The 21,662-nt window shown below is 65.0% G+C and carries 16 protein-coding genes and 1 riboswitch; of the genes, 9 read left to right on the top strand and 7 right to left on the bottom strand.

The annotated features are described in order from the left end of the window. Positions 1 to 50 precede the first annotated feature (50 nt). Entirely contained in the window at positions 51 to 1,064 is a 1,014-nt protein-coding gene (locus tag llg_RS20525; RefSeq protein WP_338286912.1) for a hypothetical protein, read from the bottom strand. Positions 1,065 to 1,202: 138 nt separating this feature from the next. Between llg_RS20525 and llg_RS20520 the strand changes: the two genes are divergently transcribed. Both llg_RS20520 and llg_RS20515 read left to right on the top strand, forming a co-directional pair. Continuing rightward, on the top strand, positions 1,203 to 2,033 hold the full coding sequence (locus tag llg_RS20520; protein ID WP_338286911.1) for a ThuA domain-containing protein: 831 nt from the start codon (positions 1,203 to 1,205) through the stop codon (positions 2,031 to 2,033). 328 nt (positions 2,034 to 2,361) lie between these two features. Beyond that, positions 2,362 to 2,546: riboswitch (cyclic di-AMP (ydaO/yuaA leader) on the top strand. A gap of 130 nt (positions 2,547 to 2,676) precedes the next feature. Beyond that, on the top strand, positions 2,677 to 4,764 hold the full coding sequence (locus tag llg_RS20515) for an SPFH domain-containing protein (protein ID WP_338286910.1): 2,088 nt from the start codon (positions 2,677 to 2,679) through the stop codon (positions 4,762 to 4,764). A 199-nt stretch (positions 4,765 to 4,963) separates the two neighbouring features. On the opposite strand, the gene llg_RS20510 is transcribed toward llg_RS20515, so the two are convergent. Then, positions 4,964 to 6,247, bottom strand: a complete 1,284-nt coding sequence (locus llg_RS20510; protein WP_338286909.1) for a cellulase family glycosylhydrolase — start codon at positions 6,245 to 6,247, stop codon at positions 4,964 to 4,966. Between the two features lie 225 nt (positions 6,248 to 6,472). Between llg_RS20510 and llg_RS20505 the strand changes: the two genes are divergently transcribed. After that, a complete protein-coding gene (locus tag llg_RS20505; protein WP_338286908.1) occupies positions 6,473 to 6,883 on the top strand; it encodes a cupin domain-containing protein in 411 nt (136 codons plus the stop codon). Between the two features lie 125 nt (positions 6,884 to 7,008). Here the strand turns inward: llg_RS20505 and llg_RS20500 are convergent, their stop codons facing one another. After that, entirely contained in the window at positions 7,009 to 8,190 is a 1,182-nt protein-coding gene (locus llg_RS20500) for a TIGR03862 family flavoprotein (RefSeq protein ID WP_338286907.1), read from the bottom strand. A 188-nt stretch (positions 8,191 to 8,378) separates the two neighbouring features. On the opposite strand from llg_RS20500, the gene ygiD reads away from it, so the two are divergent. After that, the gene (gene ygiD / locus llg_RS20495) at positions 8,379 to 9,203 is read left to right on the top strand and encodes a 4,5-DOPA dioxygenase extradiol (RefSeq protein WP_338286906.1); all 825 of its coding nucleotides are present in this window, start codon (positions 8,379 to 8,381) and stop codon (positions 9,201 to 9,203) included. Positions 9,204 to 9,387: 184 nt separating this feature from the next. Here the strand turns inward: ygiD and llg_RS20490 are convergent, their stop codons facing one another. Next, positions 9,388 to 10,584, bottom strand: a complete 1,197-nt coding sequence (locus llg_RS20490; RefSeq protein WP_338286905.1) for an aminotransferase class V-fold PLP-dependent enzyme — start codon at positions 10,582 to 10,584, stop codon at positions 9,388 to 9,390. 98 nt (positions 10,585 to 10,682) lie between these two features. Here llg_RS20490 and llg_RS20485 point away from each other — a divergent pair, with 98 nt between their 5' ends. Together llg_RS20485 and llg_RS20480 are read left to right on the top strand one after the other, a co-directional pair. Continuing rightward, the gene (locus tag llg_RS20485; RefSeq protein WP_338286904.1) at positions 10,683 to 11,423 is read left to right on the top strand and encodes a dienelactone hydrolase family protein; all 741 of its coding nucleotides are present in this window, start codon (positions 10,683 to 10,685) and stop codon (positions 11,421 to 11,423) included. 31 nt (positions 11,424 to 11,454) lie between these two features. Beyond that, the gene (locus llg_RS20480) at positions 11,455 to 11,841 is read left to right on the top strand and encodes a hypothetical protein (protein ID WP_338286903.1); all 387 of its coding nucleotides are present in this window, start codon (positions 11,455 to 11,457) and stop codon (positions 11,839 to 11,841) included. A gap of 52 nt (positions 11,842 to 11,893) precedes the next feature. On the opposite strand, the gene llg_RS20475 is transcribed toward llg_RS20480, so the two are convergent. Together llg_RS20475 and llg_RS20470 are read right to left on the bottom strand one after the other, a co-directional pair. Further along, positions 11,894 to 12,835, bottom strand: a complete 942-nt coding sequence (locus llg_RS20475; protein ID WP_338286902.1) for a histone deacetylase — start codon at positions 12,833 to 12,835, stop codon at positions 11,894 to 11,896. Then, complete coding sequence (locus tag llg_RS20470) at positions 12,832 to 14,706, bottom strand: GNAT family N-acetyltransferase (protein ID WP_338286901.1); 1,875 nt, start codon at positions 14,704 to 14,706, stop codon at positions 12,832 to 12,834. The genes llg_RS20475 and llg_RS20470 overlap by 4 nt, the downstream gene beginning before the upstream one ends. A 121-nt stretch (positions 14,707 to 14,827) precedes the next feature. Between llg_RS20470 and llg_RS20465 the strand changes: the two genes are divergently transcribed. Continuing rightward, positions 14,828 to 15,868, top strand: coding sequence for a glycoside hydrolase family 43 protein (locus llg_RS20465; RefSeq protein WP_338286900.1), 1,041 nt, complete (start codon positions 14,828 to 14,830; stop codon positions 15,866 to 15,868). Positions 15,869 to 16,165: 297 nt separating this feature from the next. On the opposite strand, the gene llg_RS20460 is transcribed toward llg_RS20465, so the two are convergent. Continuing rightward, positions 16,166 to 17,086 carry an RluA family pseudouridine synthase gene (locus llg_RS20460; protein WP_338286899.1) on the bottom strand — a complete coding sequence of 307 codons (921 nt, stop codon included), beginning with the start codon at positions 17,084 to 17,086 and terminating at the stop codon, positions 16,166 to 16,168. Positions 17,087 to 17,153: 67 nt separating this feature from the next. On the opposite strand from llg_RS20460, the gene llg_RS20455 reads away from it, so the two are divergent. Together llg_RS20455 and llg_RS20450 are read left to right on the top strand one after the other, a co-directional pair. Continuing rightward, positions 17,154 to 19,550, top strand: a complete 2,397-nt coding sequence (locus llg_RS20455; protein WP_338286898.1) for a serine/threonine-protein kinase — start codon at positions 17,154 to 17,156, stop codon at positions 19,548 to 19,550. Positions 19,551 to 19,683: 133 nt separating this feature from the next. Then, entirely contained in the window at positions 19,684 to 21,531 is a 1,848-nt protein-coding gene (locus tag llg_RS20450) for a DNA topoisomerase IV subunit B (protein ID WP_338286896.1), read from the top strand. The last annotated feature ends 131 nt before the right edge of the window (positions 21,532 to 21,662 follow it).

Below are 21,662 nucleotides of genomic sequence, written 5' to 3'. Positions count from 1 at the left end.
AGGATTCCACGGCCTTTCCCCGGCGCGCGCCACGCCGGGGAGTGGGCTCGTTATTTCAGGATGCCGCGGGCCTTGAGGTTGTTCAGGCGGCGGGCGACGTCCACGAGGCCGTCGATGACGACCTGGGTGTAGGTGCGGCCGTCGCGGGTATCGATGCCGTGGCCGGGATCGAGGGCGCGGAGCGGGGCGAGACCTTCATCCTCATGGTGGAAGACTTCCACGAAGACGTGGCGGAGTTCGCCGGTGCTGGCGGCGGTGCCGAGCAGGGCGGCGATCCAGCCATCGTCGGTGGAGAGGCAGCCGCGGGTGGTCTTGGCGGAGGCGTGGAAAATGCCGAGTTCGCCGGCGGCGGCGACCTTCTTGATGAGCACCTGGTTTTCCGGGATGGAGAGGCCGGAGTCGCCGCAGTGGGCGGCATCGGCGAGGATCTTGAAGAAGGTTTTGCCGAGCTCCTTGTTCACGCCCTGGACGAACTGCCAGACGCGGCCGATGTCGGTGAAGGTCTTGAACTCGCCGGGGCGGAGGAACTCGAGGTGCCAGTTCACGATCGAGGAGCCTTCCAAGCCCGCCTCGCGGACGGCGCGGGCGTGGACCTTCACGGTCTGGGCCACGGCGGCGTCGAAGTCCGCGCCATCGCGGCGGCGGTCACCGCGCATCCATTCCTCCACCGAGGTGGAGGAGACGTGGGTGATGTGGTGCTCCTTCGCGATGGCGAGTCCGCCGACGAGTTGGGCGACCACGGCGTCCTCGTCGGAGGGCTCCATCGGGTTCGCGCCGGCCACCATCATGATCATGTGGACCTCCAGGCCGAGCGCGCGCAGGCCGCCGAACATTTCGGCGATGTCCCCGGCATCCGTGCCGGCGAAGTAGGTCACCTGGGTGCAGGTGGGGCGCACGGGGGATTGGCCGCAGACGCGGTCCATTTCGGCGACGACCATGATGCGGCCGTCGGCTTCCCGCGGGAGGCGTCCGGAGGCGTCCGGGGCGAGGCCGCCGGCGAACTTGATCTGGGTCGGGACGACCCCCAACTGGACGTCGGACTGGAGTAGCAACAGATGAGACATGCCCGCTGATTAGAAGGACTTGCCGCGGTCGGGAAGCGCGGAGTGGATTCCGGAGAAAAAACCGGGATTTCTGTTATTTCGGGCATTTTGCCTCCGTATGGCTTGCCTCACCTCATTGTCTAGTTAGCGTCTAAAGCCATGCTCATTACCCGCAATCTCGTCGCGTCCTTCCTGGGCGCTTCCCTCGCATTCTCCGCCTCGGCCGGTGCCGCCGAACAGGCGAAGCCGCTGAAAATCCTGCTCATCACCGGCGGCTGCTGCCACAGCTACTCCACCCAGAAGGACATCCTGAAGAAGGGCATCGAAGAGCGCATCAACGCCACCGTGGAGCAGATCCACGTGGACGACAAGAGCACCAAGCCGCCGCTTCCGCTCTACGGCAACCCGGATTACGCGAAGGGTTTCGACCTCGTCATCCACGATGAGTGCTCCGCCGACATCAGCGATCTGGAAACCATCAAGGGCGTGCTGAAGCCGCACACCGAAGGCACTCCGGGCGTGGTGCTGCACTGCGCGATGCACAGCTATCGCCAGAAGGATTTCTCGAAGCCGGTGACCACCTCCGAGGACCGTACGATCTGGTTCGACTTCCTCGGCCTCCAGTCCACCGGTCACGGCCAGCAGAAGCCGATCGACATCACGTTCCTGCCGGACGCGAAGAGCCCGATCACCGCGGGCATGGCCAATTGGACCACCGGCAACGAAGAACTCTACAACAACATCACCGTCCTCCCGACCGCCACCAAGCTCGCCACCGGCAAGCAAGGCAATGACGAGAAGATGGTGGTCTGGACGAACCTCTACAGCGACAAGAAGGTCCGCGTGTTCGGCACCACCCTCGGCCACAACGACGCCACGGTGCAGGATCCGAAGTACCTCGACCTGATCGCCAAGGGCGTGCTGTGGGCGACGAACAAGATCGACGCCAACGGCCGCCCGGTCCCCGGCTACGGCCGCGTGAGCAAGTAAGGCTCCTGCAAGAGCGATTTTTCCAAAGCGGGCCGGTGGTGACACCGGCCCGCTTTTTTGTGGGGTGGTGGCCAAGCCGAGAATCCAGACTCCAGAAGCCAGAATCCAGAGAAGAAGACTCCATTCGATCTCTGCTCTGGAATTCCGGATTTTGAATTCACTCCCAATCGGTCTCTCTTCCTCTCCTCTTTTCTGGAATCTGGCTTCTGGAGTCTGGATTCTCGGCTTGGCCGCGCTCCGAATCCCCACCATCCAGGGTGTGTTATAAACAGCCCCCTTGAGTGGAAACGGCGGTTTCTCTAACACTGACGCCAGTTCGAATTGAGAACGACATCGTCAGCCGAGTGCACCGGACGCGTGGTCCGGAGCAACGGGGGAACCAATCCCGACCGCCGATCCGGAAGTGTTTTCCGGGCCACCGGCAGTCTTCGGGGCATGCGATACCTGCGGTATCGGGAGCACATGGTGGCTCCAGCCCGACAGCTAACCTCGTAGGCATCACCGTGGGGCGCGTCCGTTCGCTGTGTCTCCTGACAAGAGTCTCCGCGGCAGACGTTGCTTCGCAGCAACAACATAGGTCCGGCCTCTGCGTTTCCGCAGGGAGGCGGGGCCGGCCATAGAGAGACAAGAAAGAGAGACAGACATGATAGCTGGCCTATTGTTCAGCATTGGAATCGGGTTCGCGACTTTGTTCGCGATCGCCATCATCATCTACCTCGGCTTCGGGGTGCGCTACATTCCTCACCGCCGCGTGGGCATCATCGAAAAGATGTGGTCCGCCAGCGGTGCACTCAGCGAGGGCCGCATCATCGCCGTGAAGGGCGAGGCCGGTTTCCAGGCGAAGGTGCTGCGCGGTGGCCTCTACGTGGGCTACCCGTTCTGGAAATACAACATCCACAAGGTGCCGCTGGTGACCGTGGCGGAAGGCCGCATCGGCTACGTGTATGCGCGTGACGGCAGCCCCTTGCCGCCTTCGCAGACGCTTGGTCGCATCGCGGACTGCAACGGCTTCCAGGACGCGGTGGCGTTCCTTGAGAACGGCGGCCAGCGCGGTCGCCAGCGCGGCATCCTGCGTGAAGGTGTGTATGCCATCAATACCGCCGTGTTCATGGTGATCACGGAAACGGGTGTGCACACCGGCCCGATCTCCGCGGAGGAGAACCGTATGGCCCAGCACTGGCTGGAGGAACTGCAACGCCAGAATGGTTTCGTGCCGGTGATCGTGGGTGATCCGACCAACAGCAAGGGCACGCCGCCGCTGCCGGGTGGCGGACTTTCCGAGTCCGACAACATCGGCGTCATCACCGTGCATGACGGCCCCACGCTGGAGGCGGGCGAGGTGATCGCCCCCGAGGTGCGCGACCCGCAGGGCAGCTCCGGCCACAATTACTTCCAGGACCCGGAGACGTTCCTCGCGCTCGGCGGTCGACGCGGCAAGCAGCTCCAGGTGCTCACGGACGGCACTTACTTCATCAACCGCTGGTTCGCCACGGTGGAGCTGAAGCCGAAGACGCTCATCCCCATCGGCTACGTGGGCGTGGTCATCGGCTACTTCGGTGGCAGTGGTGACGACGTGACGGGCTCGAACTTCCGCTACGGCGAGCAGGTGGAAACCGGCCGCCGCGGTGTCTGGAAGCAAGCGCTCACCCCGGGTAAGTACGCCCTGAACCCGTACGCGCTGAAGGTGGAGCTCGTGCCGACGGTGAACTTCGTGCTGCGCTGGATCAGCGGCCAGACGGAGAACCACAAGTACGACGAACACCTGAGCAGCATCCCTCTCATCACCGCCGACGGTTACGAGCCCCTGCTGCCGCTCAGCCTGGTGCTCCACATCGACTACCAGAAGGCCCCGCGCGTGGTGCAGCGCTTCGGTGACGTGAACCGCCTCATCAGCCAGACGCTCGATCCGATCCTGACCGCTTATTTCCGTGACGTGGCGCAGAGCAGCAACATGCTGGAGCTACTGACCCATCGCGAGGAGATCCAGCGCCGCGCCACCGAGGAGCTGGGCCGCCGTTTCGAAAGCTATGACATCAACTGTGTGGCCGTGCTGATTGGTCGTCCGGAAAGCGCCCGTGCCCACGATGGCAAGGACCCGATCGACAGCCTGTTCGACCAGCTCCGCCAGCGCCGCCTAGCCGAGGAGCAGAAGGAAACCTTCGCGAAGCAGCAGGAGGCCGCCGCGCAGCTCCGCGAGCTGAACGAGGCGCAGGCCGTGGCCGCGCGCCAAACCCACCTCACGGAAACGCAGATCGAGATCCAGGTGGCCGCGAACCGCGGTTCCGCCCAGCTTGCCGAGGCCGAGCGCATCGCGAAGCGCGAGATCGCGCTCGCCGAAGGCCAGGCCCGCGTGGCCGAGCTGAACGGCCACGGTGAGGCGCTGCGCATCCGCCAGGTGGCGGAAGCCGAAGCGTCCCGCATCGCCCAGATCGGTGAGGCGGAAGCCGAGGTCAGCCGCCAGAAGGTGTCCGCCTTCGGCGACAACCGCCTGTATGCGCTCAACCTGGTGGCCACGGAACTGGCCGACAGCAAGCAGCCGCTGGTGCCGGAGAAACTGGTGATGCTGGGTGGTGGCGGCGAAGGCGGCCAACCCGGTGCGCAGGCCGGTGTGTTCCAGGCGATGATGCAGTTGCTCACCGCGTGGGAAACGCTGAAGGAGGAACAGCCGCCCGAGGAAGAGACGCCTGCGGTGGCCGCGGAGGTCACCGAGGTGAAGACGGAAGCGGCTTGATCGCGCCTTGAATGGAGAACGCCCGCGGGGAGACCTGCGGGCGTTTTTTTGCGATGTAGTCGAAAGCTCTGCTTTCGAATTGTCTCCGCCAGCTCCGTTGGCGGTGGTGGTCAGGCCAAACGACGTCCACCCAGCCGGACGACTGGAGCCGTCCGATACACCCCGAAAGCGGAGCTTCCGGCTACATTGCAGGCTTCGCCTACTTCTCCATCATGAGATACAGCGGCGATTCGGTCACTTCGACGGAGAGCGGCGTTTTCGTCGGGATGCTGACGAGCTTTCCATCCAGCGGCATGCGCTCGATGGCGGTGAGCTTGCCGGGGAGATTCGGAATGGCTTGCCAGAACGACTTGTCCTCGCCGGTGGGCGACCAGATGACCCAGACGACTTTCTTCGGATCGGTGGCGTGGATGTATTCCTGGAGGCGGACCTTGCCGGGCTCGTTCTTCACGATGCGGGAGAAACGGTAGTCGCCGAGGACTTTCTGGAAATGCGAGAGCGCGTGGAAGGAGGGCTTCGGCTGGAAGTTCCGTGTGAGACCGGAGCTGCCGTGAAGCTGCGGCTCGTCCTTGTCATCGAAGAAATACACATACGCGCGGTCGAGCGGCATGGCGGAGAAGACGAGGACGGAGCGCGTCAACCACTGCGCCTGCCGTAGATCGCTGACGCCGACCCATTTCGAGAAGGTGCCGGAGGCGGGGGATGGCTTGGTGGTGCTGTCGTAGCCGAACTCGGTGAGCCAGACCGGTTTGCCGGGGCACCTTTCATCGCGCCACTTGCACAGCGCCTCGATGTCCGGGAGGTATTTCTTCAGCGCGGGATCCTCGGGAAAGCTGCGTTTCCATGTCGGCCAGTTTTCGAGCTGGGCGTAGGAGTGGATGTTCAGCACGTCCACCAGCGGCAGGTTCTTCTCGATGGTGGTGACGCTCTTTTCGTAGTCGCCGCTCTTGCCGGTGGTGAGGTTGCAGGTGGCGATCTTCAATTTCGGGTCGCCCTCGCGGATGCCCTCGGCCATGGCGCGGAGCATGGTGGCGTAGTCGTCATCGGACCACTTGCCCGGTTCGTTGCCGATCTCCACGGACTCCAGCAGCGGGGTGGTGGAGGAGGGGCCGAATTGTTTGGCGATGGCGCGGCCGTAGGCCTTGGCATCGGCGGGCACGTCCTTCCACTGGTCGCGCGGAATGGATTCGAACATCAGGCAGGCGTCGATGGTCCAGCCCTTGTCCTTCCAGCTTCCATAGACCTTGTCCCAGGGGACGCCGTTCTTGGCCATCGGGAGTTTCGGTAGCACGGCGGTTTCCTTTCCGAGATCCCATTCCACCGGGTGGTAGTCGCGGACCACGCTGCAGACGGGGCGGTAGAGGTCCGGCTTGAACTGGACGGTGTGGCCGTTGAGGCCGAGGAAGTCCTTCATCGGCGGGCGGGGCGGGGCCGCGTGGGCCAACCCGGTGGCCAGAAGGAGAAAGGGGAACAGGGTTTTCATGGGTGGGGAGTTACGTGCCGGGAAATGTGGGTTTTGTCGGAAGAGAAACCACGAAAGGCACGAAGGCGCACGAAAAGAAGAGGGTTACAACGAATGAACGCGAATGGACACGAATTGGAGAGAGAAAAGGCTCGTTGCCAGGTGGACTTGGTTTGGTTAGACGGATTCCTCATGAGCACGAATCCCAGCCCTCAGCCTGTTTTGTTGCCTCCGGGAAAAGGTCGCGTGATCCGCGCGTTCGGGGATGAACTGCATGTGCATCTCGATGGCTCGGACACCGGCGGGCAGTTCGCGATGTTCACGGCGATCACGCCGCCGGGTGGCGGACCGCCGCCGCACATGCATGCGAATGAGGACGAGTGGTTTCACGTCCTGGAGGGGCGGGCGGAGTTTTTCCTGGATGGCGTGTGGACGGAGGCCGGACCGGGGACCACGGTTTACATGCCGAAGAACTCGTTCCACACGTTCCGGAATATCGGTGACGGGCCGTTGAAGCAGATCGTCCATACGGCTCCGGCGGGGTTCGAGGTGTTCTTCGGGCGCTGTGCGGCGGAGTTCGAGAAGGGCGGGCCGCCGGATTTTCCGGCACTGATGGCGATCGCCGCGGAGCATGGGATTAGCTTTCCGCCGGTGTGATGGGGGAAGATGGAGGGGCTGCCAATCGCGAACGGATCTCTTCCTCTTGCGTTTTTTGTGCCTTTTTGCGGCTAAGAATTTCTGGAGACTCCGCCTCCCTCTGAAGACCTTCCTCGCCTGAAGGCTCAACTCCTTTGCAGAGCTGCTTTGGCGGCGTGGGTGCCGGTGGCGAAGCAGCCTTGCATGAGGTAGCCGCCGGTGGGGGCTTCCCAGTCGATCATTTCCCCGGCGACGTAGACGCCGGGGAGTTTTTTGAGCATGAGCGAGGCATCGAGTTCGCTCCAGCAGACGCCGCCCGCGGAGGAAATGGCCTCGGCGATGGGGCGCGGCGCGGTGAGGGGAATGGGACAGGCCTTGGCGCGCCGGGCGAGCGTGGTGGCATCGATGTCCGCGGGCAGGCCGTGGGTGAGGATGGCGTGGGCGGCGGCGGAGAGTTTCCAGCGCTCGCGGCAGGCGGCGGGGCGGTCGTGCTTCACGGATTCCAGCTTCCGCGCGAGTTCGTCCGCGGTGAAGGTGGGCTTGAAATCGATCTCGATCACCGGCTCAGTCATCGCGCGCAGGGCGGCTCCGAGCTGGTAGATCGCGCCTCCTTCCAGACCGTAGGCGGTGACCATCAGTTCGCCGGTGGCGGTGGTGTTGCCCGCGCGGACGGCGATGTTCTTGAGCGGCTGTCCTTCGGCGATGGCGAGCACTTCGGCGGGCCAGGCGTGTTCCCAGCCGCAGTTGGCGGGGACGAGGGGATTCACGCGGATGCCGAGGTTTTGCATGACGGGGACCCAGCCGCCATCGGAGCCGGTGATGGGCCAGGAGGCTCCGCCCATGGCGAGGATGACGGCGTCGCAGGCGTGTTCGCGTTGATCAAAGCCGAGCAGGATGCGCGCGCCGTGATGGAGCGCGGTCCAGCGATGGTTCATGTGGAAGGTGACACCGAGTCCGCGCAGGCGCTCGATCCAGCGTCGGAGCAGCGGGGCGGCCTTCATTTCACGCGGATAGACACGGCCGGTGCGTTGTTGAAAGGTCTCGATGCCGAGACCGGCGGCCCACGCTCGGAGGTCGGCGGAGGTGAAGGCTTCCAGGACGCCGCGCCAGAAGCCATCAGGTTGATCCGGGCCGGAGTAGCGGGTGACAAAGCCCTCGAAGTCCTCGCCGTGGGTGAGATTGAGGCCGCCGCGTCCGGCGACGAGGAGCTTGCGGCCAACGGAGGGTTTGGCGTCGAAGACGGTGACGCGCGCGCCCGCTTGCGCCGCGACTTCCGCCGCGCGCAGTCCCGCGGGGCCGCCTCCGATGATTGCGATCTCCAATGCCATGTGCCGCCCCGGGTGTAGGGGGGAGGTGGGAAGGGAGTCGAGGTTTTAGGAGGGCTACTTGTCCATTCCGGCTCGCCAGACTCCGCCTCCCTCTGAAGACCCTCCTCGCCTAAAGGCTCAACGCCTTGCATGCTGAGGCCAACGAAGGGGCATTTCCCGGGAGGGAAGGGCTGGGGTAGTCTCGCGGCATGAACCTTAGTGATCTGGAAAACGCGGTGGAGCTGGCTCCCAAGACGGGGCGGCAGCCGGCGATCTTCATCGGCCATGGCAGCCCGATGAACATCATCCGGGACAATGCCTTCACCCGTTCGCTGCGGGAGCTGGGCGAGCGCCACGGCAGACCTGCGGCGGTGCTGGTGATCTCAGCGCATTGGCTGACGCGCGGGGAGACGCGGGTTTCGGTGAATCCGGTACCGCCGACGATCCATGACTTCGGCGGATTTCCGGAGGAGCTGTATCGCTTGCGCTATCCCGCGCCGGGCCAGCCGTTGATTGCACGCGGGGTCGCGGACGAGGTGACGTCGATCCGCGTTCATGAGGATCATGAGATGGGGCTCGATCACGGGGCGTGGGGCATCCTGCGCCATCTGTGGCCGGACGCCTCGGTGCCGGTATTCCAGATGTCGATCGACTACGACAAGCCGCCCGGGTGGCACCATGAACTGGGCCAGCAGCTCCGACGTTTGCGCGAGCGCGGCGTTCTCGTCCTGGGCAGCGGCAACGTGGTGCACAACCTGCGGCGGATCTCGTGGGACGAGAGTGATCCGCGGGTACCGTCGTGGGCGCTGGAGTTCGATGCGTGGGTGAAGGACCGGTTGGAACAGGGCGACCACGTGGCGTTGTTCGATTACGCGAAGCTCGGCGAAACCGCTCGGCTCGCGGTGCCGACGAACGACCACTACCTGCCGATGCTCTACACGCTGGGCGCGATGCTGCCGGGGGAGAACATCCGTTTCACTCACGAGAGTTTCCAGAACGGCAGCATCTCGATGCGCTGCTTCGAGGCCGCGTGATGGGTCAGTGGCGAGGAACCTTGAGAAACTGCTCCAAGAGGGGCTTGGGCAGATTCAGACAGAATTGACAAAATTTTCAGAATTCACGGGATCCCTTTTGGGGGCATTCAGACAGCGTTCTTTAATCTGTGAATTTTGAGAATTCTGTTAATCCTGTCAAAATCGAGCCGCTTGGAGGAGAGGGTTATTTTGTCGTTAGTCTCCCAAGCACATCCGCGAGGTAGCGGTATTCGTCCGCGGCATTGTGGGCGTGCGAGGAGATCCGGAGCCAGCGTTGGCCGTGGATGCGGGGAATCTGCAGCTCGATGCCGAACTCATCGTGGAGCCGGGTATAGACCGGATCGGGTGCGGTTGGATCGGCGATCTCGGTGAGACGGCCCGGCATTGGAAGGGTGGCCATCGAGCCAAGCATGGATTCCGGGCAAGGGGGCTCGAGGCCGAGGCGTTCGCAGAGGAAACGCCGGGCCTCGATCGCCCGCTGGCGGTTGGTGGACATCAGTTCCGGCCAGCCGCCCGGCAGCAGCTCACCGAGCCAGCGGACGGATTCCGCGGCGCAGAGCCAGGCGGTGAAGTCGTAGGTGGCAGGCCAGTCGAATCGATCCTGGAAGGGGGAGTGGCCGGGCCGCGGAGTGTTGTTGCCGTGGCTGATCACGGCGGGTTGCAGGCCGTCCTGCTTGTCGGGGCGGACCCACAGGAAGGCGGCTCCTTTGGGAGCGCAGACCCACTTGTGGAGGTTGCCGGTGTAGTAGGTCGGACGCAGCGTTTCGAGAGCGAGCGGCACCATGCCCGGGGCGTGGGCTCCATCGACCAGGGTGTCCACCCCGCGGGCCTCCAGCTCACGGATGATCCGCTCCAGCGGGAACACCAGGGCCGTGGTGCTGGTCACGTGGTCGAGGAGCGCCAGCCGGGTGCGGGGCGTGACGGCGTCGACAATCGCTTGGACGATCTGGTCCTCACCGAGGATGGGAAAGGGGACATGGGCCACCACGATGCGGGCCCCGGTGCGGCGGGCGACCTCGACGAGGACGTTGCGGCACGCGTTGTAATCGTGGTCGGTGGTGAGGATTTCATCGCCCGGTGCCAGCTCCAGTGAACGGAGCACGGCGTTCACCGCGGTGGTCGCATTCGTCACGAACACGAAATTGGCGGGATCGGCTCCGACGAACGGGGCCACCACGTTGCGGGCCTCGTCCATCCGCTCGGTGCGATGGCGATGGATGAACTGGAGCGGCGAGGTTTCCATGATCTCGCGGAGGCGGGTCTGGGCCGCGAGCACGGGTTTCGGGCAGGCCCCGAACGAACCGTGGTTGAGGAAAATCAGCTCCTTGGACAGGAGCCAGTGGTCTTTGAGCGGAGACGGGGCCGGCCATTCGGGTCGCATGGGTGCGAGTTTAGGGAATCCCCGGGAAAGGAAAGGCCGTTGTGGCGGGAGGACGGGTTTCGCTGGCCGGAGGGCGGAAAACCGGTCGAGACTCCGGCATGTCGATCCTCTCCGAATCCCACGTCGATCTCACCACCACCCGCGGTCCGATGCGGGTGCATCTTTTCATCCCTAACGGGATCGGTCCGCGCCCGGCGGTGATCTTCTATTCGGAGATCTTCCAGGTCACCGGTCCGATCCGGCGGATGGCGGCGGCGCTGGCGGGCGAGGGCTACGTGGTGGCGGTGCCGGAGGTTTACCATGAGTTCGAGGAGCTCGGTTCCGTGCTGGCCTACGATCAAGCGGGATCGGACCGTGGCAACGAGCTGAAGTTCACCAAGGAGATCGCGTCCTACGACGAGGATACGGCGGTGGTGGCGGCCTTCCTGAAGGGCCATGAGGCCTGCACCGGCCGGATTGGCAGCTACGGCGTTTGCCTCGGTGGCCACCTCGCGGTGCGCGCCGGGTTCCACCCGGATGTCGAGGCGGTGGTGGCGTTCTATCCGACGGACATCCACTCCAGCACGCTGGGGGCGGGGAAATGCGATGACACCCTGGAGCGGCTGAAGTCCGCGAAGTCGTCGTTCCTCTTCGCCTGGGGCCGTCAGGACCCGCACGTGCCGGTGGAAGGCCGCCGCTTGATCCACCAGACGCTGGAGGATTCCGGCGTGGATTTCGAGTGGCACGAATTCAATGCCGCCCACGCGTTCCTGCGCGACGAGGGACCGCGCTACAACCCGGCGTTGTCGCGGGTGGCCGTGGCGACCCTGCTCCGGTTCTTTTCCGAAAAAATCGGTTGAATAAGATGCAAGGGGTTTTCGTTCCATCGGAATGCGGAAACTCCTTTGCTTCATGGTCGTGGTGTTCGGGCTGGTGGCGGCCGCCGCCTATGCCGGTCCACCGAGCAATGATCTCGATCCCGCCACGGCGGTGAAACTGGTGGCGCTGCGCACCGGGCTCCAGCCGTGGGAGATCGAGGTGGCCTACATCCTCGATGGCAATTCGAAGGATAAGGAGGGCTTCCAAGGCTCCTACGTCCGTCGGGTCACGACCCTGCATCCGGTGCCGGAAGGGGTTTCGAAGATCCGGCGCGTGGTGTCGTATGACTTCGCGTGGAACGACAGCCTCGGCTGGTTCATGAGCCAGTGCCGCAGCGAGCGGAATGGCGATGCGATCTACCGTTGGAGCGAGCGCGGCGGGGCGACGGTGGTGAAATAACCACGCGTTCGGGGCATCGAGCCGCCCTCACTCACAAGCAGGAATGCTTGTGCTACTGAAGCGCCGCCACATGCGCGAGCGCGGCGGCGGCGAGGCCTTCGGGATCGTAGCCGCCTTCGAGGGAAGACACCATCCTGCCGCCACACCATTTCCGCGCGATGGCGGTGCAGCGTTGGGTGAGGGCGGTGAAGGTGGCATTGTCCCAGCGCAGGCCGCCGATGGGATCGGAAGCGAGGGCATCGAAGCCCGCGGAGACGAGCAGGAACTCGGGCTGGAAGGCATCGAGCGCGGGCGCTGCAAACTCGTTCCAGGCGGCGAGGGCCGTGGGGCCCGGTGAGGCGAAAGGAAGCGGCAGGTTGAGCGTCGCGCCCTTGCCTTCGCCCTGACCGTGTTCGGTGGCGGGGCCGGTGTAGGGATAGATGCCCTGCTCGTGGAGCGAGAGGTAGAAGACATCCGGGTCTTCCAGGAAGATGGCTTCGGTGCCATTCCCGTGATGGACATCCCAATCGACGATGGCAATGCGGCGCAGGCCGTGGTGGGACTGGAGGTAGCGGGCGGCCACCGCCACGTGGTTGAAGATGCAGAAGCCCATGCCCCGCGCGGAGGACGCGTGGTGGCCCGGCGGACGGACGGCGCAGAAGGCGCGGGTCACGTCGCCGCGCATCACCGCATCCACGGCCTCCAGCACCGCGCCGGTGGCCTCGCGGGCGACCTCGTAGCTTTCCTCGCAGATGGCGGTATCGCCGGTGCGCAGGCAATCGGCGAAGGTCTCGGCATCCCGGTAAACGAGGTCGTGGTAGTAGTGTTCGTGGGCGAGCAGGATTTCCGAAACGGTGGCACGGCGGCCGGGCAGGCGCACGATGTCGTCCGGGAGTTCCTCCAGAGCGGCGCGGAGGATGCGGTAACGGTTCGCCGACTCCGGGTGGCAGAAACCCGTGTCGTGCCGTTCATAGCGGGCATCCCAGTGGACGCCGATGCGTGCCGGTCCGGTCATCGTTCGAGGCGATGGATGTGTTTGTGTTCGAGGTATTTCTTCCGCTCCTTCACGAGCCGGTCCACGCGCATGCGGAAGACGCGGTCTTCATCGCGGGGAACCGAGAGGTCCTCCACCGCTCCGGCGGAGAGGAACAGCCCGGCCATGGCGTGGTTGTTCGGCAGCACGGAGGCCCACAGGGTTTCGAGGCCACGGCGCTTCGCGACCACCGCCAGCTCGCCCAACAGGAATCCGGCCATGCCAGAGCGGCGGGTGGATTCATGGACCACGAAGGCGACCTCGGCGCTGGTGCCATCGTCATCGAGGTAGTAACGGCCGATCGCGCGAAGCGTTTCGGGGCCGTCCTGGCGGGTGAAGAGGCCGAGCGCGACGTCGCGGGCCTGGTCCACGGCGGCGAGCTTGTAGGCGGATTCGCCGGTCATGCGCTCGCGGTGGTATCCGTAGCGGAGGCGCACGGTTTCCTCGTCGTGGGAATAGAAGAATCGCTGGAGCTCCCGCATGTCGCTCGGGTGGAGCGGACGGTAGAAGAAGCGTCCGGTGGCAAACTGGATCCAGCCGCGGTCGACGCCGGACGAGGTGGCCGGGCGGGTGAAGAATTTCGGCAGCCAGCCGCGGTCCTGGGCGCCGGCCAGCAGGGCCTCGCGGTGGTCCGGGTGGGCGATTTCCACCAGCCGCGCCACCCGCTCGCGGATGCTGCATCCGTAGATGCTGGCGACGCCGTATTCGGTGACCACGTGGTGGACATCGCCGCGGCCGGTGGCCACGCCGCTGCCGGGGGCCAGACCGGTGACGATGCGGGAGCGCCGACCTTCGTCCGAAGTGGAGGTCAGGGCGATGATCGGTTGCCCACCCTTGCTGCGGCCCGCGCCGCGGATGAAGTCCTGGAGCGCGCCGACTCCGCCGTAGAAGCGGTGGCCGCTGGCATCCCGCACCACTTGGCCGGTGAGGTCGATTTCCCGCGCGCCATTGATCGCCACCATCCGGTGGTTCCGCGCGATGCGGTGGGGATCGTTCACCCAATCGCTGGGGTGGAGCTCGATGTCGGGATTGCCGTCGACGAACTTGTAGAGCTTGCGGCTGCCTAGCACGTGGCTGGCGATGATCTTGCCGGGCTTGTAGTTCTTCCGGGAATGATCGGCCGCGCCGCAGCGGACCAGCTCCATCAGCGCGTCATTGAACATCCCGGAGTGGATGCCGAGGTGGCGGTGTTTCCGCAGGGCGCGGACGACCGCCTCCGGACTGTTGCCGAGGCCGACCTGGATGGTGGAGCCATCCTCGACGAGCTGGGCGGCGTAGTGGCCGACCTTTTCATGGCGTGGGTCGAGTTCGTCGCGGTGGGCCTCGGGGAGTGGCGAGGTGTGCTCCAGGTAGCGGGCGATCCGGGAAACCGGCACCAGGGTGTCGCCGCCGGTGCGTGGCATCTTCGGATTGATCTGGGCGATCACGATCCGGGCCGAGCCGACGGCGGCCTTCACCACGTCCACGCTGACCCCGAGCGAGCACATGCCATCTTCGTCGGGCGGGGTGACCTGGATCAGCGCCACATCGATGGGCATCTGGCCGTTCTGGAACAACCAGGCTACCTCGGAGAGCGCGCACGGGGTGTAGTCGGCCTGACCGCGTTCCACGGCCGCGCGGACGGCGGGAGTGAGGAAGAACGAGTTGGTGCGCAGGATGTTCTCGTAGCGCGGTTCGATCCACGGGGTGTCACCGAGGCCGTGGATATGGACCAGTTCGATGTCCTTGAGCTGGTCAGCGTGGGCCAGCATCGATCCGACCAGCGCAAAGGGCACCGAGGCCCCGCCCGCCAGGAACACGCGGCTGCCGGGGGCAACCAGACGCGGCCATTCGGCGGGATCGAGCGGTTTCATGAGCGGCCAGCTTGGCGTGGAGACGGCGGAATGGCCACGGATTTCGCGAGGGTTCCCAATCTTTCGGAAAAATCCGGTCGTGTCGTGAGAACCCGGGGCCCATGGCGTATCCGTCCCTTGCATGCCCCTTCCTCCGCTTTCCGCCGCCCTGTTGTCGCTCGCCGTTTCGATCGTGATGGTTTCGGGGGCGAGGGCGGGGGAGGTCCGGGTCGAGGATCTCGCGGTGCACGATCCCTTCGTGCTCGCGGACAAGGGGACGAAGACCTACTACCTCTACGGTGGCTTCCGCACCGCCGATCCCGCGCTCGGCGGGAAGCAGAAGGCCGCGGGGGTGAAGGTCTACACCAGCCAGGATCTCCGGACCTGGACCGGACCATCCATCGTCTATCAGATGGCGGAGGATTTCTGGGCGGACAAGGAGGCTTCGCCGTGGGCTCCGGAGGTGCATGAATACCGCGGGAAGTATTACCTCTTCACGACCTTTCATCAGTGGGACCGCGACCAGCCACCGGTGGGCAACGACCGGGCGGTGAAACGCCGCGGTTCGCAGGTGCTGGTGGCGGACTCACCGATGGGACCGTTCAAGCCGCTGCGGAACCGCCCGACCACGCCGGACTCCGATTTCACGCTCGATGGCACGTTGTGGATCGAGGATGGGAAGCCTTACATGGTGTATTGCCACGAGTGGATCCAGCGGGGTGGTGGCACCTTCGAGGCGGTGCCGCTTTCCGACGATCTGGCCGAGGCGACGGGGAAGCCGTTTGTCTTGTTCGCGGCAAAGGAAGCGGCATGGGCGCGCACGACCAATTCCTACCGCGGCACGGCGACGGGCAATGCGGTGTCCGACGGGGTGTGGCTCCACCGCACGCGTGGGGGGAAGTTGCTGATGCTGTGGTCGAGCTGGACCGAGTCGCGGGCCTATGGGGAAGGGCTGGCGGTTTCCGAATCCGGCACGCTGAAGGGGCCGTGGAAGCAGGTGGGCGATGAGCCGATCCAGCAGGACGACCGCGGGCACGGGATGATCTTCGAGGGCTTCGATGGCCGCCTGGTCCACTGCCTCCACCGCTATTTCAACATGCCCGCCACCCGGGTGCAGTTCTGGGAGATCACGGACACGGGGGATTCGCTGAAGGTCGGGAAGCAGTTGCTCGGGGCGGAGTAGGTTTCGGAATGTGGAGTGCGGAGATTGCTCCCGCCTTCGATCCTCATTTTCGAGATCGTCGTTGTTCGCGGGGCAATCTCAGGACCAAGGGTCCGTTCCATACCAGCCCAGCCCGCAAGGGCTGGGTGGGCCGATGCAGGGGGCGGAGGGCTGAAAGCCCGAGCCATGCAGGGAGAATGCGGAGGCGTTCGCGGCGATCGAAGAATGGGTCGGGCTTTCAGCCCTCACAGATCGCGCAGATCCACACCCAGGCCTTGCGGCCTGGGCTGGTATGGGGCGCGCCTTTGGCGCTGCAGATCACTCGGTGAGGTCCACGCCCTGCACCCAGGGGGTGAACTCGGTGGGGATGGGGGCCTCGAAGCTGAGGCGCTTGCCGGTCCGCGGGTGGTCGAAGGTGAGCTTCCACGCGTGCAGCATCAGCCGGCCGGTGTGGCCGTGCTGTTTGGCGGGCTTGGCGTAGATCGGATCGCCGAGCAAGGGCGTGCCCTTGTGCAGCATGTGGACGCGGATTTGGTGGGTGCGGCCGGTGTGGAGGTGCACCATCACCAGCGCCGTCATCGTGGACGGATCGATGTAACGCACCTCGTAGTCGGTGATGGCGGGCTTGCCGCCCGGAGGATTGACGACCGCCATCTTCTGGCGGTTCACCGGGTGGCGGCCGATGTGGGTGAAGATGGTGTCCTTTTCCGGTTTCGGGATACCCTGGGTGATGGCCAGATAGATCTTCTCCATCGTGCGGCCGGAAAACTGGGTGGTCAGCGACTGGTGGGCGCCGTCGTTCTTCGCCACCACCAGGCAGCCGGACGTGTCCTTGTCGAGGCGGTGGACGATGCCGGGGCGTTCGACGCCGCCGATGCCGGAGAGTTGCCCTTTGCAATGGTGGAGCAGGGCATTGACCAGGGTGCCGTCCGGATTGCCCGCGGCGGGGTGGACGACGATGCCGGACTCCTTGTCGAGCACCACCAGGTCCTCGTCCTCGAACAGGATCGAGAGCGGGATGTCCTGCGGGGCGGCCTCGGCGGGCACGGCTTCCGGGATGGCCACGGAAATGACGGCACCGGGTTTCACGGCGTCGCGGGGTTTGGCGGGCTGGCCGTTGACCTGGATGAATTGCTCGCGGATCAGCGCCTGGATGCGGGAGCGCGAGAGGTCCGGCAGCCGGGCGGCCAGCCAGGCATCGAGGCGATCGCCGCCGGAGTCATCGACACGCAGTTCCATGCGGGCGATTTGGGGGCTGCTAGAGAAAGTTTCAAGTTTCCATAAGGAACCCGCGTAACTTAGCTTCATGCCGATGCCGGACGATGCCATGACGATCGCTTACTGCCACTCCTGCGGGGGGGCGATGAACGTGTCGGATGTGGCTCCGTTTTCGAACGTCGAGTGCCCGCAGTGCGGGAAACACACGCGGGTGAAGCGGGAATTCGGCCCCTACACGCTGCTGCGCCGCCACGCGATCGGCGGCATGAGCGTGGTGTTCGTGGCGCACGACAACACGCTGGACCGCGAGGTGGCGCTGAAGATTCTCAACGAGGACTACTCGGCGGACGAACGCCGGATCGAGGCCTTCGAGGAGGAGGCCCGCACCACCGCCTCGATCAGCCACCCGCACGTGGTGCGGCTGCTGACCACCGGCCGGGCGTTCGGACGCTTCTATCTGGCCATGGAGCTGGTTTCGGGCGGGCATTTCGAGCACCAGATCCGCGAACGCGGGGCCCTGCCGGAAACGGAGGTCCTGCCGCTGGCGATCCAGGTGGCGGAGGGGCTGCGGGCCGCCCACGCGGCCGGGCTGATCCACCGCGACATCAAGCCGGGCAACATCCTGCTGGATGCGGCGGGGAACGCGAAGATCGTCGATTTCGGCCTCGCGCTGGTGACGAAGGGCGGCAAGGCCCAGGCCACCGAACTGTGGGCCACGCCCTACTACGTGCCGCCCGAGACCATCGAGGGGCTGGAGGAGGATTTCCGGTCGGACATCTACGCCTTCGGTGCCACCCTCTACCATGCGCTGGCGGGTTTCCCCTCCTGCGCGGAGGAGACGATGGACACGCTGAAGCTCCGCGATGCGAAGAAGTCCATCCAGCCGCTGGGCCAGGCGGCACCCGGCCTCACGCCGGAGACCTGTGCGGTGGTGGACCGCGCGATGGCCTACGATCCGGCCGACCGTTTCACCTCGTATGACGAGATGTTGGCCGCGCTGCGCTATGCCCAGCAGCGGGCGCTGGCGGGCCCCGCGGAGCCGGTGGTGGATTCCGCCACGGTGCGGCGTCGCAAGGCGGCCAAACAGCGCGAACGGCTGTTCATGGCCGGAGCGGCGGTGCTGCTAGTGATCGCGACCGGGACCGCCATCCACCTGATGACCCGGAAGCCCGCGAAGGGTAAGGCGGTCCAGAACCCGATGGCCGGGCTGGAGGCGATCCCGCAGGTTGATCCCGGTTCCATCAAGGACCCGGCGGCCGCCGCCCGGATCGCGCAACGCTACAAGGCCGCGCGCGAGGCGGTCGAGAAGGGGAATTTCGAACAGGCGGGCAAGGAGTTCCAAGCCCTGCGGGATGATCCCGAGGTGCAGGAGCCCACCGGGACTTGGGCGGGCATCGAGGCGGTGATCGTGGCGTATCTGGATGGCCATCCAGAAATCGGGCGGAAGGAGGCCGAGCCTTCGGCGAAGCATGCATCCGCGGCGGGTCTGCCGAACCCCAATGTGGCGGGTGAACTGGTGCCCGCGCTTGGGCGGATCCGCCAACTGGCGGCGATCCGGCCGCGGGAGCTGGATGCCTCGAAAGCGGATGCCCCGCTGGTGATGGCGTGGATGCTCTGTGGGCTGAAGAACTGGGAACAGGGCCGCTTGGCCGATGCCGCGGGCTATTTCCAGGCGATTGCGGCGGCGAAGCTGTCGGGAGCGGACGTGTGGGCGAGCCACTACCAGAAGGTCGCGGAGCGTTATCTCTCGGACTATCAGAAGCTCTCGGTCGCGGAGCCGAAGGATTTCAATGGCGATAAGGCGGCGTCTCAGAAGAAGATCGACGAACTGGAAGCGGTGTTGGCCTCGCTGGAAACCCAGGGGCGGGCCCGTTTCAACCTCCGCGAGTGGCAGCTCACGCTGAAACGCCACATCCATGATCTCGATGCGCCGAAGCCGGTGCCGGTTTCCAGCCAAGGGCTGACCTTGGCGGCGGTACGCCCGCAGGTGGACCAGCTTTGCAAGGACGACCAGTTCGCCGAAGCGGCAGGGAAACTGAAGGCTCTCAATCCCACCAACGGCGACAAGGCCGTGCGGGATTCCCTCCTGGCGCTGGTGGAATCCGCCGGATCGCTGCTGGCGGATCTGGAAACGGATCTGGCGAAGGGGGAGACGGCCCTGGATCTCAAATCGAAGGACGGTGCCGTGGCCTACACCAAGCTGGCGGCGGGCGAGGGCGGGAAATTGAAAGCCACCGATTCCACCGGTGCGGCGCGTGATATCGCCTGGAAGGATCTTTCGCCGGACTCGGTGATCGATCTCCACCGGGCGCTGGTGCTGAACGCCAAGTCGGACACGGAAAAGCTGCGCCGCCATGAGTCGGCGATCGCTTTCGACTGGCTGGCGGGGGATCGGGCCCGCGCGACTGCCGCGGCGGACCGCCTGGGGGCGGGAAATCCGGCATTCAAGCAGCGCTGGGACGCGATGACGGCGGGGTTGAAGTGAGGGCGCTGAGGCCGGGTTGTTCGGGTTGATAGGGAAGTTTGTTGAAAATAAGTCCGTTAGGAGGATTGGTTGCGCAGGCTTTGCCCCCGCGCTTGCACCGGTAACCCGGGTCCGGTACTTCTCGCGGCCAGACATGGCAGCCGAATACACCGAAGCCGACATCAAGTCCCTCGACTGGCGCGAACACATCCGCCTCCGCCCGGGCATGTACATCGGAAAACTCGGGGACGGTTCCTCGCCCGACGACGGCCTCTACATCCTGCTCAAGGAGGTCATCGACAACTCGATCGACGAGTTCATCATGGGCAACGGCAAGGAGATCCGAGTCACCATCGACGAGGAGGGCCGCGTGGAGGTCCGGGACTTCGGCCGTGGCATCCCGCTGGGCAAGCTCTACGACTGCGCCGCCCAGATCAACACCGGTGCCAAGTACGACAGCGAGGCGTTCAAGAAGACCGTGGGTCTCAACGGCGTGGGCATCAAGGCGGTGAACGCGCTTTCCGGCTTTTTCGAAATCCAGGCGTGGCGCGATGGCGAAACCAAGGCCATCGAGTTCTCCAAGGGCCAGGTGGCGGTGGACATGAAGCATACCCGCCGCGAGGAGGCGCCGAACGGCACCCGCCTCGCCTTCGAGGTGGACCGCACGATTTTCCCGGCCAAGTCGAAGTTCAAGGACGCCTTCGTCGAGAAGATGTGCCGCTACTATTCCTACCTGAACCCGGGGCTGACCCTGGTGCTCAACGGGAAGAAGTTCAAATCGAAGGACGGCCTGCTCGACCTGCTCCGCGAGGAGATGGAGAGCGAGGCGCTCTATGATCCGATCCACCTCAGCGGCAAGGACATCGAGATCGCCTTCACCCATACGGCGGAGAGCGGCGAGGAATACTACACCTTCGTCAACGGCCAGAACACCACGCAGGGTGGCACGCACTTGCAGGCCTTCCGCGAGGGCTTGGTGAACGCCGTGCGTGGCTTCTACAAGAAGCAGTATGAGCCGGCGGACATCCGCGCGGGCATCGAGGCAGCCATCGTGGTGCGCATCGAGGAACCGGTGTTCGAATCGCAGACGAAGACGAAGCTGGGTTCCGCCGGGGTGTCCCCGAACGGCGAATCGCTGCGCACTTTTGTCGGCAACTTCCTCAAGGAGCATCTCGACAACTACCTCCACAAGCACCCGAAGGTGGCGGAGGCGATCCAGAAGCGCATCCTCGCCGCGGAGCGCGAGCGCAAGGACCTGAAGGGAATTCAAAAGCTGGCCCGCGATCGCGCGCGCCAGGCGAAGGTGCACAACAAGAAGCTGCGCGATTGCCGCGCCCATCTCGACTCCAAGCACAAGGAGCGCGAGCACAGCACGCTTTTCATCACCGAGGGTGACTCCGCCTCCGGCTCGATCACGAAGAGCCGCAACGTGGAGACGCAGGCGGTGTTCTCGCTGCGTGGCAAGCCGCTGAACACCTTCGGCCTCGCCAAGAAGATCGTTTATGAGAACGAGGAGTTCGCCCTGCTCCAGGCCGCGCTCGGCATCGAGGACGGCATCGCGGAGCTCCGCTACAACAAGGTCATCATCGCCACCGATGCCGACGTCGACGGCATGCACATCCGCCTGCTGCTGCTGACGTTCTTCCTCCAGTTCTTCCCCGAGGTGATCCGCGAGGGCCACCTCTACATCCTCCAGACGCCGCTGTTCCGCGTGCGTAACAAGAAGGAGACGATCTATTGCTACGATGAGGACGCGAAGGTGAAGGCGCTGGCGAAGCTCGGCAAGTCCTCGGAGATCACCCGCTTCAAGGGTCTCGGTGAAATTTCCCCGGACGAGTTCAAGTTCATGATCGGCCCGGACATGCGCCTCGATCCCGTGACCTTCGAGGAAGGCAAGGGCGTGAAGGAGCTGCTGGCCTTCTACATGGGCAAGAACACGCCGGACCGGCAGGATTACATCATCGAGAACCTCCGCGAGGACGTGGACCGCCAGGTGGCGTGAGGTCTGCCAAGGTGTAGCCGCGCTGGTGAGAGCGTGGGCGGGGTGGATCCACCCATTTCCATGCAGTTCCAGTCCCCGGTTCGCCCTCCGGGCTTGAAGAGGGGATTTGGGCGTGCGTCCGACGTCCGGTT

Origin of the sequence: Luteolibacter sp. LG18, from assembly GCF_036322585.1 — a bacterium.
GTDB lineage: Bacteria > Verrucomicrobiota > Verrucomicrobiia > Verrucomicrobiales > Akkermansiaceae > Luteolibacter.
The sequence above is the reverse complement of the archived record's forward strand: the minus strand, read 5'-3'. Positions and strand labels throughout refer to the sequence as shown.